The 12,408-nt window shown below is 71.5% G+C and carries 8 protein-coding genes; 3 read left to right on the forward strand and 5 right to left on the reverse strand.

All coding sequences use genetic code 11. The features are described from left to right. Positions 1 to 218 precede the first annotated feature (218 nt). The 5 genes from ACZ45T_RS21280 to ACZ45T_RS21300 all read right to left on the reverse strand — a co-directional run bounded on the left by ACZ45T_RS21280 (position 219) and on the right by ACZ45T_RS21300 (position 6,930). Positions 219 to 1,034, reverse strand: coding sequence for an endo alpha-1,4 polygalactosaminidase (locus ACZ45T_RS21280; protein WP_468443504.1), 816 nt, complete (start codon positions 1,032 to 1,034; stop codon positions 219 to 221). After that, positions 1,031 to 1,720 (reverse strand): spherulation-specific family 4 protein, encoded by a 690-nt coding sequence (locus tag ACZ45T_RS21285; protein WP_468443506.1) that lies wholly within the window; start codon positions 1,718 to 1,720, stop codon positions 1,031 to 1,033. Before ACZ45T_RS21285 ends, ACZ45T_RS21280 begins: the two co-directional genes overlap by 4 nt. Beyond that, the gene (locus ACZ45T_RS21290) at positions 1,717 to 3,246 is read right to left on the reverse strand and encodes a hypothetical protein (RefSeq protein ID WP_468443508.1); all 1,530 of its coding nucleotides are present in this window, start codon (positions 3,244 to 3,246) and stop codon (positions 1,717 to 1,719) included. The genes ACZ45T_RS21285 and ACZ45T_RS21290 overlap by 4 nt, the downstream gene beginning before the upstream one ends. Further along, a complete protein-coding gene (pelF, locus tag ACZ45T_RS21295; protein ID WP_468443510.1) occupies positions 3,243 to 4,799 on the reverse strand; it encodes a GT4 family glycosyltransferase PelF in 1,557 nt (518 codons plus the stop codon). Before pelF ends, ACZ45T_RS21290 begins: the two co-directional genes overlap by 4 nt. A 103-nt stretch (positions 4,800 to 4,902) precedes the next feature. Next, positions 4,903 to 6,930, reverse strand: coding sequence for a hypothetical protein (locus ACZ45T_RS21300; protein ID WP_468443512.1), 2,028 nt, complete (start codon positions 6,928 to 6,930; stop codon positions 4,903 to 4,905). 345 nt (positions 6,931 to 7,275) lie between these two features. Between ACZ45T_RS21300 and ACZ45T_RS21305 the strand changes: the two genes are divergently transcribed. From ACZ45T_RS21305 to sucB, 3 genes are all read left to right on the forward strand, one after another. After that, on the forward strand, positions 7,276 to 8,805 hold the full coding sequence (locus ACZ45T_RS21305; protein ID WP_468443514.1) for a leucyl aminopeptidase: 1,530 nt from the start codon (positions 7,276 to 7,278) through the stop codon (positions 8,803 to 8,805). Positions 8,806 to 9,122: 317 nt separating this feature from the next. Continuing rightward, positions 9,123 to 10,511: a dihydrolipoyl dehydrogenase gene (gene lpdA / locus ACZ45T_RS21310; protein ID WP_468443516.1), complete on the forward strand. Its 1,389-nt coding sequence runs from the start codon at positions 9,123 to 9,125 to the stop codon at positions 10,509 to 10,511. Between the two features lie 54 nt (positions 10,512 to 10,565). Next, positions 10,566 to 12,365, forward strand: a complete 1,800-nt coding sequence (gene sucB / locus ACZ45T_RS21315) for a 2-oxoglutarate dehydrogenase, E2 component, dihydrolipoamide succinyltransferase (RefSeq protein ID WP_468443518.1) — start codon at positions 10,566 to 10,568, stop codon at positions 12,363 to 12,365. Positions 12,366 to 12,408 lie beyond the last annotated feature (43 nt).

Here is a 12,408-nt window from a genome sequence, read left to right on the forward strand (position 1 = left end):
TTTTTTTTTCTTCCCTCGCGCCCCTCTACCCCCCTTTTTCCGGTCTGCTTCTGTTTCCTTGGCTCCCCCCCCCACCCCCCCCCCCCAAAACGCCGGCGAGGCTGAAATGGCCCGGCCAAGGCTGGATTGGCCCTGGCCGAGGGAAAGGTGCCCGCGGCGCTGGGATGGCGCGGCCGAGGGAAAGGTGCCCGCAGGGGCTGAAATGGCGCGGCCAAGGGCTAGCGGCAAGGGCGGCGCCAGGCGTCCAAGTCGTAGTGCTTCTGCAGAGAGCTCAGCTTCAGCTCGCGCGAGCGCTCGCAGAAGCGGTCCGCCGCCAGTTCGTACTCCACGTGGAACACGGCCTTCCCGGCCTCCACGAACGGCGCCAGCCGCTCGCACTCGTGGTACTGCGCGCACTGCTCGTTCACCGCGAAGTCGAAGTCGCCGACGAGCTGCGGGATCTGGTCGAGGTCGTTCTTCAGGCCGACCGCCAGGCCCCGGTCGTGCGCGAGCTTGGCGATCAGCCGGTTGTAGCGGAGCTGATCGTCGGCGGTGAGCGGGAAGCCGGACTCGTTGCGGTAGGCGTCCATGTTGTCCGGCTCCACCGCGTCGAAGCCCTTGTCACGGCACATGTCGAACCGCTTGGCCATCAGCGGTTCCAGCTCGGCCAGGCCCCGGACGTCCAGCCAGCGTTCGCCCTCCCACCCGTTGCCCTTGCCGAGCAGCGCCTTCGGGAAGTCGTCCGCGTCCGGCCGGAAGTCCTCCCACGCGCCGGTGGAGAGGTAGCAGATGGTCTTGCGTCCGGCCTTCTTCAGCCCGGCGACCTGCTCCTTGGTGGTGGTGAACCCGTCGACGTCGTACACCGGCGCCTTCACCGAGGTGTCGAGCTTGCCGGTGAGCTGCCACTGCCAGCCGGTGCCGGGCCGGGGCTGCCAGCGCTCCCCCGGGGCCTGGTCCGGCCACGGGTACGCCCCGTCGTCACCCTCGTCCGGTTCCGCCGTACACGCGGCGAGCAGCAGCAGCGGCAGGAGCAAGAAGAGTCTCAGTCGTTTCATCCCGTCGCCTCCAGGGTGTACGGGAGGGTCCCCCACGGGTGCGCGCCGCTCCCCGGGACCGCGCAGTGCACCCCGGCCCCCCGGGCGACCGCGAGTTGCTCGGCGAGCCGGGCCGCGAGCGCGCCCGGCGGGACGGCGTAGACGAGGTGGCAGAACCGCTGGGCGGGGTGGTCCGCCGTCCAGGGCGGTACGGCGGCCGCGTCCCGGTAGGCGTCCCAGGGGCCCTCGAAGGTGACGAGCAGGTCGGCGAGTTCGGCGTAGCCGGGGTGCGGGTGGACCCCGTGGTTGAGGACGAGGGTACGGGCGCCCGCGGCCCGGGCGGCGACCGCGAGCCGTCCGTAGTGCGGGAGCAGTTCCGGGTCGGCGGAGGCCTGGTCGAGGAACGCCCCGTCGGTGGCGTACCAGTCGCGGTGGCGCAGCAGGTCCTGCACCACCGCGGCGTGCGGGCGCCGCCCGTAGTCGGTGTCGGCGTACCCGAGGACGGGCACCCCGGCCTCGCGCAGCCGCTCGGCGACGAGGGCGAACCGCTCGTCGGGGGCGGCGCCCGGCCCACTGTCGGGGTTGAGCACCACCGAGTGCAGCCGGCCTGCGGAGCTGATGAGCCGCTCCCAGGCCTCGGGCCGGTCGGCGGGGTGCTCGTACAGGGGCACCAGCAGCATGGGGTCCTTCTTCTCGTACGTCGTCATCGGTGGGCGGTCGCGCGGCCGAGGAGCAGGCAGACCAGGGCGGCCAGGAGGGCGGCGGCCGTGCCCGCCACCACCAGCTGGACCACCCGGGGCTGGCCCAGCCCGGTCAGCAGGGCCAGGCTCTGCGCGACGGCGGCCGAGGCGCAGACCACGGCCGCGGGCCGGACCGCCCCGAAGGACTGCAGGAGCAGCCCGGTCCACATCACCGCCCCGAGCAGCAGCAGGGTGGCGACCCGGACCCCGGTGAGGCCGGGGGCGTCCGGCCAGAGGAGGGTTCCGGCCACCCCCAGGGCCAGCAGGACCACCAGGTAGACGGCGAGGCAGCGGCCCAGCGTCACGAGCATCCGCCGCCGGAAGGCCCGCGGCGAGCGGGCGCCCCGCAGCCCGGCGAGGCTGCCGCTGCGGAACCGGTGGAGCAGCCATTCGGCCGGGCCCATGCTGAGGGTGAGGGCCACCGCCGAGGGGGCGGCGACGGCCTCGGCGGGGCCGCCGGCGAGCACCTCCCCGAGGGCGGCGTACAGCACGAGCAGGCCGGTGCCGAGGCCGAAGACCCCGTACGGCACCGAGTCCCCGAGGCGGGGTCCGCAGGGCGCGAACTCCTCCTCGGCGCCGCGCAGCATCCGCCAGCGCACGGGGCCCTTGCCGGGGCGGCGTGCCGCCCAGCCCCGGATGCGGAGCACGGCGGCCCGTGCCCCGTCGGCCAGCGGCAGTTCCCGTACGGCCAGGGTGCAGGCGGCCAGCAGGGACACCACGAGCAGCGTCACCCGTACCGGCACGGGCAGGTCCACGAAGAGCGCGAGCACGGCCCCCGCGGCCATCGGGCCGAGTGCGGCGAGCAGCACCCGCTCCCGGCCGAGGACCAGCAGGACGGTGGCGGCCCCGACGTAGAGGGCCTGTCCGGCGGCGAAGGCGTAGGAGAACGGCGGCCCGCCGGGCACGGCCAGCGCGGCGGCGGTGCCCAGCAGGGATCCGGCGGGGGCGCCGACGAGCAGGGTCCGCCCGGCGGCGGCCCGGTCGCCGAGACCGAGCCAGGAGTAGGCGCGGTGGGACAGGGTCTGGTCCCAGACCCAGCCGATGAGCGCGCCGGCGAGCAGGGTCAGGGTCCCGGCGGGCAGGCCGAGACGGTCCTGGGGGCCTTCGAGGAGGGGCGCGCCGAGCAGGTAGGCCAGGCCGGGCAGGGCGAAGATCACCCCGCGCAGCAGGCAGGCGGTGAGGGAGACCTTCCAGGGGTCGGGGGTGTCGGCCGGCTCCGGGAAGGAGCGGGGCACCCGGGTGTAGAGCTCCTCGGCGAGTCCGAAGGAGTCGTGCCGGCCGTAGGTGAGCCGGATGTACTCGTCGGTCATGCCGTCGGATTCGAGGATGGCGGCGATCTCGTCGGGATGGACGGCCGCCGCGATGAACACGTCGAGGCGCTCGGCGAGTTCGTCCATGGGGTCGGCGGCCGGGTCCTCGCGGCGCGGCCTGGGGATGGCCAGGAGCGTGTCGCGGCCGCCGCCGGGGGGCTTGAGCCAGAGGGATCCGCTCACCACAGGCTCCCGTCGGCCGCCAGCTCGCGGTGCCAGGGGTCGGCGATCCGATGGGTCCACTGGTCGCCCGCGTGGACGGGCAGGACGGGTTGGCCGGCACGCTTCTCATCAGCGAGTTCCCGGTAGATGTGCCGGAAGCCGTCCACGGACTGGTGGAGGGTAAACCTTTCTACTACCCGTTTGCGGGACATCCGGCCCAGCTCGGCGCGGCGTTCGTCGTCGCGGAGCAGGGCGAGGGTGGCGCGGGCCATGGTCTCGGGCTCGCGCGGCGGAACGACGAGGCCGGTGTCGCCGACGGCCTCGCGCACTCCGCCGACGTCGGTGGAGACGGTGGTGCGGCCGCAGGACATGGCCTCGATGATGCTGAAGGGGAAGCCCTCGCTGATGGAGGAGAGCATGACGACGGAGCCGGCCGCGTAGGCCTGGGCCACCTGCTCGATGCGGCCCTCGTACGTGATCCCGTCGGTCACCCCGAGCTCGGCGGCGAGCTTCTCCAGCCGGAGCTTGTACTCCTCGCAGCCGGCCGGGACGGGTCCGAAGAGCCGCAGCCGCAGGGCGGGCAGCTCCTCGCGCATGAAGGCGTAGGCCCGGATGAGGGTTTCGAGGTCCTTGATCGGGTCGATGCGCCCGCACCAGCTGAGGGTGGGCACCTCGGGTTCGGGGCCGGCGGCGGGGAAGAGGTGCGGGTCGACGCCGTTGTAGACGGTGCGGATGCGTTCGGAGTCGGCGCCTCCGCGCTCTTCCCAGCGGCGGTTGTACTGGTTGCACGGGGTGATCAGGTCGGCCTGCCGGTAGCCCTCGGTGTTGAGCTCGCGGTAGAAGCCGAGCATGAGCGCCTTGACGGGCCAGCGCTGGTCGGCGCTGCGGTATCCGAGGTAGCGCTCGCGCAGGTAGATGCCGTGCTCGGTGAGCAGGAAGGGGACCCCGTCGAGGTATTTCGCGGCGAGGGCCGGGAGGGTGGCGAGGCCGCTGCTGACGGCGTGCGCGACACTGTCGGGCGGGATGCGTACGGCGAGCGGGCGCAGCGCGTGTTCCAGCAGGTCGGTGGCGGTGAGCGCGTCGTGGATGGTGGGCGCGGCGGCCGCGGTGGTGAGGCCGGGGCGGATCCATACGGTCATCAGCAGGCGCAGAACCGATTCGGAGCGCAGCGCCGGTGCGAGTTTGCCGGACCGGGCGAGGGCGGCCAGTTCGCGCAGGGCCGCGGAGAATTCCCCGTGCGCGGGGGTACCCCCGGCGGTGGCCGGGGCAGGGTCGAGCAGGGAGAGCAGGAAGCTCTCGTAGACCTCGGTGAAGCGGCGGTGGGCCTTGCCCCGCAAGGCGGAACGGCGGCCCCTGCCGGGGGGCGGCCCCCAGAGCGGGACGGCCGTGTGCCGGTAGACGTTGCGGGGCAGTTCCCAGGTGACCGGCTCTCGTCCGGAGCCGGTCAGGGCTATGACGTTGAAGTCGACCTCCGGCATCCCGCGTACCAGTTGGTCGCACCAGGTGCTGACGCCCCCGTGGACGTGTGGATAGGTGCCTTCGGTGAGCATGGTGACGTGACGCCCATGACTCATGCGGTGTGTCCCCCCAGGACGGAAAAGGGGCCGGCGCCCGTGGGTTCGCGGAGCGCCGGCGCAGTGTGTTACTCGTGACGGCTTGCTGGACGGCCCGGTGCGGTCAGCTGGGCAGCCTGAGCGTGACGGCGCTCTGGAGCAGCTCGGGCGCGGCCCACGTGGAGCGGGTCCCGGCGTACGCGGTACCGAAATCGGTGGTGCCGAGCAGCAGTTGCTTCTTGGTGCCGTTGGGGGCGGTGACCGGGGCGACGACTCCGGCGGGCGCCTTGACGGTGACGGTGGCGCCGATGCGGTAGGCGGTGACCTTGCCCTCGGCGAGTGCCTTGTCCCAGGCGGCGCGGCGGCCGAGCTCGACGCCCGCTTCCTTCATGGTCTGGTTGACGATCGGAGCGCTGGTCGCGTAGAGCGCCCGGTAGGTGTCGAGGACCTGGTTGAGCACCGGGTAGAGGGTGCGGTCCTCGGCGAGGTTGGACTGGTGGACGTAGTGCGGGCGCGGGTCGTTGGCCAGTACGTGGCGCAGCGCGGTCCGGGCCTCCTGCGGCACGATCTGCTGGAGGTAGCCGGTGTTGACGTCGAGCGGGGCCGGCAGGCAGGTGGAGGTCGCCGGGTTGTCCTCGCAGACGCCGCTGCCGCCGTGCGCGCGGCTGGTGTAGATCCAGTTGTACTCGTCGGCCATCTCCGCGTTGGTGCCCGTGTTGTAGTACACGTTCATCGGGTGGCGCGGGACGGTCAGGGCGGCGCCGACCGGCCGCTGCGCGGGTTCGCGGGAGTTGTCGCTGCCCGCCCATTTGACGCCGTTGTCGGCGAGCGCGCCGGCGAGGTTGGGGTTGTCCTGGCCCTGCTGCGGGAAGGTTTTGAGGCCCGAGTGCTCGCCGGTGACGAGCTCGGTCCGGTCCGTGGTGATGCCCTTGGACGCGGCCCAGTTGTTGTTGTCGCGGATCTGCGCGGAGATCTCCGCGCGGCTCATCCAGTTGATGGCGCCCTGGGCGTTCTTCGTGCAGGTCCAGGGGCTGGTGGTGGTGTCCTGGACGCAGCCGAGGAAGGGGTGCGTGTAGGTGTGGTTCATCCAGCGGTACTTGGCCCGGTCGGCGACGAGCTGGGCGGTGAGGGCGTCGGTGCCGCCGTTCTCCGCTTTCCATTCCTCGCCCGCGCCCGCGTTGAAGAGCATGTCGAGCTTGAAGCTCTTGGACTGCTGCCACTGCGCCGCGTAGACGGCGTCGGCGGCGGTCATCCGGATGGTGCTCTCCTTGCCCTCGCCGCCCTCGCAGGCGTAGTCGCCGGGCGTGCAGTTGAGCTCCTTGCTCCAGCGGGCGTCGGGGGCGAAGACGTCGTCGACGTGGACCGCGAAGTAGTTGCGGCTCTGGCCGAGGTGGACCCCCCGGGTCAGCCAGTCGACGATGCCGCGGGCCAGCAGCCGGAACTGCTGCTGGTACTGGTTGTAGCCGAAGGTGACGACCAGTTCGCTGCGGCCGTCGTGCGTGTACTCGCCGACGAGCGAGGCCCGCCCGGAGCCGACGGGCGCGTCGAGGTAGCTGGTGTAGCCGGTCCGCGGCTTGCCCATGAACCCGAAGCTCTCGGGAACGAGCGCCGAGTTGTCCTCGAAGGCGACCTGCCCGCCGAGGTAGCCGAAGGGGCCCGTCTTGCCGGCGGCGGTGACCGCGGCCTGGGTGCCGTCGAGCTGGCCGCTGTAGCCGCCGTTGTCGGTGTACTCCAGCCCGACCCCCGGGTGGGCCCAGGTGTAGGCGTCCACCTGGCGGATCCCGTACGTCGTCTCGTACGCGGCGAGCGCGGCCATCTCGGCCGAGCCCTCCCCGAAGGGGTTCTCGTTCGGCAGGACGACGCCCTGGTACTTGGCGCGCGGCCGGCCGTCGAGCGTGTCGCTGAGGAAGGCGGCGTTGATGACCGGGCGGCTTCCGCTGCCCAGCTCGACGCGGGTGTAGGGCACGCCCGTGTCCCGGAGCTCCGCCGTGATCGCCTCGACCGAGCTGCCGCCGTCGTCGACGACGAGCACCTTGAGGTCGATCCGCGGCGTCTCCGCCGCCTGGGCGGACGCCGCGGGTACTGCTACGGACACCAGCGCTGCCGCGGCCATGGCGGCGGCAACCCTGTTCATCCGGTTCTTGTTGACCATTTCGGCCTTTCCCCCCGCAGGCATCCCTCGACTCGGCCCGTGGCGGTAGGCCGGGCCGGGGAGGCTCTGTGGAAATCATGCAAAGGAACCCCGCGTCCCCTTGCGAGAGTGGACCGAGTCTCTCGGACCTCGTCAGGTCTACGAGGCAAACCTGGAGCAGAGTCCACAGATGGGTGAACCTGACAGCCCATCGGTCGAACAACTTGACAAACCTTCGAGTGCCGTACGGGCGGGTCCGTGAGCGTAGGGTCATTTCTGGCGGCCGTCGGGCCCGAATACGATCGCTACGGAAGGCCGTCCACCCACTCGGCCCACACTTACAAACGGAAGCGAGACTTCACCACCGTGACTGCTCTGACTCTCAGCACTGCCGGCGCGGCGACGCTGCGCGCCGACGCCCTCGTCGTCGGTGTCGCGAAGGGCCCCAAGGGCCCGGTTCTCGCCCCGGGCGCCGAGGCCGTGGACGAGGCGTACGAAGGCAAGCTCGCCGGCGTCCTCGACGCCATGGGTGCCTCGGGCGCCGAAGGCGAGATCACCAAGCTGCCGGCCCCGGCGGGCCTCAAGGTCCCGGTCGTGCTGGCGGTCGGCCTCGGCTCCGTCCCCGAGAAGGACGAGTCGTTCGACGAGGAGATCCTGCGCCGCGCCGCCGGCGCCGCCTCCCGCGCGCTGCACGGCACCAAGAAGGCCGCCTTCGCCCTCCCCCTGGACGACGCCTCCGCCGTCACCGCCGTCGCCGAGGGCGCGCTGCTGGGCGCGTACGCCTTCACCGCCTACCAGGGCGGCGAGAAGAAGGCCGCGAAGAACGGCGGCCCGAAGCTGCCGCTGGCCGAGGTCGCCCTGCTGGGCGCCAAGCCGCGCGACAAGGAGCACAAGGCCGCGGCCGAGCGCGCCACGGTCGTCGCGACCGAGGTCAACATCGCCCGCGACCTGGTCAACACCCCGCCGAACGACCTCACCCCCGAGGCCTTCGCCGCGGTCGCCTCCGCGACCGCGAAGGAGAACGGCATCAAGGTCCAGGTGCTGGACGAGAAGGCGCTGATCAAGGGCGGCTACGGCGGCATCATGGGCGTCGGCAAGGGCTCCGAGAACCCGCCGCGCCTGGTGAAGCTCTCCTACACCCACGCCAAGGCGGAGAAGACCCTGGCCTTCGTCGGCAAGGGCATCACCTACGACTCCGGCGGCATCTCCCTGAAGCCGGCCGGCCACAACGAGACGATGAAGTGCGACATGGCCGGCGCGGCCGCCGTCTTCGCCGCCGTCGTCGCCGCCGCGAAGCTGGGCCTCGAGGTCAACGTCACCGGCTGGCTCGCGCTCGCCGAGAACATGCCGTCCGGCTCCGCCACCAAGCCCGGTGACGTGCTGCGCATGTACAGCGGCAAGACCGTCGAGGTCCTCAACACGGACGCCGAGGGCCGCCTGGTCCTGGGTGACGCGCTGACCAAGGCCTCCGAGGAGAACCCGGACGCGATCGTCGACGTCGCCACCCTGACCGGCGCCATGGTGCTGGCCCTGGGCAACCGGATGTTCGCCGTCATGTCCAACGACGACGCCTTCCGCACGTCGATCCACGAGATCGCCGAGGAGGTCGGCGAGTCCTCGTGGCCGATGCCGCTCCCCGCGGACCTGCGCAAGGCCATGGACTCCCCCACCGCCGACATCGCCAACATGGGCGAGCGCATGGGCGGCGGCCTGGCGGCCGGCCTCTTCCTCCAGGAGTTCGTCGGCGAGGGCATCACCTGGGCCCACCTCGACATCGCCGGTCCGGCCTTCCACGAGAGCGCCCCGTACGGCTACACCCCCAAGGGCGGCACCGGCTCGGCCGTGCGCACCCTGGTGCGGCTGGCCGAGCGCACGGCCACGGGCGACCTGGGCTGAGACTGCCGGCTGACGCTTCCGTGTGACTCGTAGCACCCCGAGCCTTGATCGAAAGTGGGTCAGGGCTCGGGGTGTGTTCAGCTCACAACGAAACTTCAAGGAATACGTAGGTTTCTACGCAGCGGTAACCCTCGCTTCGGACGGAACGACCTTCCACATGCCGGGCCCGGCGTCCCGCGTTCCCCCGACAAATGCGAAGATGGGTTCTCGGCAGGACAGGGCCCCCACCACAGGGCCGAAGAAACAAGCGGCCGTATACCAGCCGCCGCCCGGTCACAGAGGACCGGTGCCCGGCGCACATGCATGGAGGACGTGACGTGGCGAACGACGCCAGCACCGTTTTCGACCTAGTGATCCTCGGCGGTGGCAGTGGCGGTTACGCCGCGGCGCTGCGCGCATCCCAGCTGGGTCTGGACGTTGCCCTGATCGAGAAGAACAAGCTCGGTGGCACCTGCCTGCACAACGGCTGCATCCCCACGAAGGCTCTGCTGCACGCGGGTGAGATCGCGGACCAGGCTCGCGAGGCCGCCCAGTTCGGTGTGAAGACCACCTTCGAGGGCATCGACATCGCGGGTGTCCACAAGTACAAGGACGAGATCATCTCGGGCCTGTACAAGGGTCTGCAGGGCCTGGTCGCCTCCCGCAAGGTGACCTACATCGAGGGTGAGGGCCGCCTCTCCTCCCCGACTTCCGTCGACGTGAACGGCCAGCGCATCCAGGGCCGCCACGTCCTGCTGGCGACCGGCTCCGTGCCGAAGTCGCTGCCGGGCCTGAACATCGACGGCAACCGCATCATCTCCTCGGACCACGCGCTGGTCCTGGACCGCGTGCCCGAGTCCGCGATCGTGCTGGGCGGCGGCGTCATCGGCGTCGAGTTCGCCTCGGCGTGGAAGTCCTTCGGTTCCGAGGTCACCGTCATCGAGGGCCTCAAGCACCTCGTGCCGGTCGAGGACGAGAACAGCTCGAAGCTGCTGGAGCGCGCGTTCCGCAAGCGCGGCATCAAGTTCAACCTCGGCACCTTCTTCGACAAGGCCGAGTACACCGAGAGCGGCGTGCGCGTCACGCTGGCCGACGGCAAGACCTTCGAGGCCGAGGTGCTGCTGGTCGCCGTCGGCCGCGGTCCGGTCTCCCAGGGCCTGGGCTACGAGGAGCAGGGCGTCGCGATGGACCGCGGCTACGTCCTGGTCGACGAGTACATGCAGACCAACGTGCCGACCATCTCGGCCGTCGGTGACCTCGTCCCGACCCTCCAGCTCGCGCACGTCGGCTTCGCCGAGGGCATCCTGGTCGCGGAGCGTCTGGCCGGCCTGAAGGCCGTCCCGATCGACTACGACGGTGTCCCGCGCGTCACCTACTGCCACCCCGAGGTCGCTTCCGTCGGCATCACCGAGGCCAAGGCCAAGGAGATCTACGGCGCGGACAAGGTCGTGGCGCTGAAGTACAACCTTGCGGGCAACGGCAAGAGCAAGATCCTGAAGACCTCGGGCGAGATCAAGCTCGTCCAGGTCAAGGACGGTGCCGTGGTCGGCGTCCACATGGTCGGTGACCGGATGGGCGAGCAGGTCGGCGAGGCCCAGCTGATCTACAACTGGGAAGCTCTGCCTGCCGAGGTCGCGCAGCTCATCCACGCGCACCCGACGCAGAACGAGGCGATGGGCGAGGCCCACCTGGCCCTCGCCGGCAAGCCGCTGCACGCACACGACTAATCGTCACTGGGCGCGACGACCACTTCCGCACTTTCGTTAGGAGCAACAGAAACCATGTCGGTTTCCGTAACCCTTCCGGCGCTCGGTGAGAGCGTCACCGAGGGCACTGTCACCCGTTGGCTGAAGGCCGAGGGCGAGCGCGTCGAGGCCGACGAGCCGCTGCTCGAGGTATCGACCGACAAGGTCGACACCGAGATCCCGTCGCCCGTCTCCGGCATCCTGGCCTCCATCAAGGTCGCCGAGGACGAGACCGTCGAGGTCGGCGCCGAGCTGGCCGTCATCGACGACGGTTCGGGCGCCCCGGCCGCGGCCGCGGCTCCGGCCGCCGCCGAGCCCGCTGCCGCCCCGGCCGCTCCGGCCCCGGTCGCGGAGGCCCCCGCGGCCCCCGCCCCGGCCGCCGCCGAGGCGCCCGCCGCCGCCGCTGTGACTGCCGGGGGCCATGCCGCGTCCGGCACCGATGTCGTGCTCCCCGCCCTGGGCGAGTCCGTCACCGAGGGCACCGTCACCCGCTGGCTGAAGCAGGTCGGCGAGTCGGTCGAGGCCGACGAGCCGCTGCTCGAGGTCTCCACCGACAAGGTCGACACCGAGATCCCCGCGCCGGTCTCCGGCACGCTGCTGGAGATCCTGGTCGGCGAGGACGAGACCGCCGAGGTCGGCGCCCGTCTGGCCGTCATCGGCGTCGCGGGTGCAGCTCCGGCTGCCGCCCCCGCCGCCGCTGCCCCGGCTCCGGTCCAGGCCGCCGCCCCGGTCGCCGCCCCGGCTCCGGTCCAGGCTGCCCCGGCCGCCGCCGCTCCGGTCGCCGCTCCGGCTCCGGTGGCCGCTCCGGCTCCTGTGGCCGCTCCGGCTCCGGTCGCGCCTGCCGCTCCCGCTCCGGTCGCCCCGGCCGCTCCCGCCGCCCCGGTTTCCGCCGGTGACGAGGGCGCGTACGTGACCCCGCTGGTGCGCAAGCTCGCCTCGGAGTCCGGCGTCAACCTGTCGCAGGTCTCGGGCACCGGTGTCGGTGGCCGTATCCGCAAGCAGGACGTCCTGGCCGCCGCCGAGGCCGCCAAGGCCGCCGCTGCCGCTCCGGCTGCCGCGACTGCCGGGGGCGCTGCCGCTCCGGCCGCGAAGGCTCCGGCCGCCGCGGTGTCCGAGCTGCGCGGTCAGACGGTCAAGATGACCCGCATGCGCAAGGTCATCGGTGACAACATGATGAAGGCCCTGCACTCGCAGGCTCAGCTCAGCTCCGTGGTCGAGGTGGACATCACCAAGATCATGAAGCTGCGCGAGAAGGCCAAGGGCGCGTTCCTGGCCCGCGAGGGCGTCAAGCTCTCGCCGATGCCGTTCTTCGTCAAGGCCGCTGCCCAGGCGCTGAAGGCCCACGCGGTCGTCAACGCCCGGATCAACGAGGACGAGGGCACCATCACCTACTTCGACTCGGAGAACATCGGCATCGCCGTGGACTCCGAGAAGGGCCTGATGACCCCGGTCATCAAGGGTGCCGGTGACCTCAACCTGGCGGGCATCTCCAAGGCGACCGCCGACCTGGCCGCCAAGGTCCGCGGCAACAAGATCACGCCGGACGAGCTGTCGGGCGCGACCTTCACCATCAGCAACACCGGCTCGCGCGGTGCGCTGTTCGACACGGTCATCGTTCCGCCGAACCAGGTCGCCATCCTGGGCATCGGTGCCACGGTGAAGCGCCCGGTGGTCATCGAGACCGCCGAGGGCACCAACATCGGCATCCGCGACATGACGTACCTGACCCTGTCCTACGACCACCGCCTGGTGGACGGCGCGGACGCGGCCCGGTACCTCTCGGCCGTCAAGGCGATCCTCGAGGCCGGCGAGTTCGAGGTCGAGCTCGGCCTGTAAGGCTCACCGCAGCGTCAGCTGTCGCGTACGGCGCCCCCGCCCG

Source organism: Streptomyces sp. NPDC030995 (assembly GCF_055571215.1).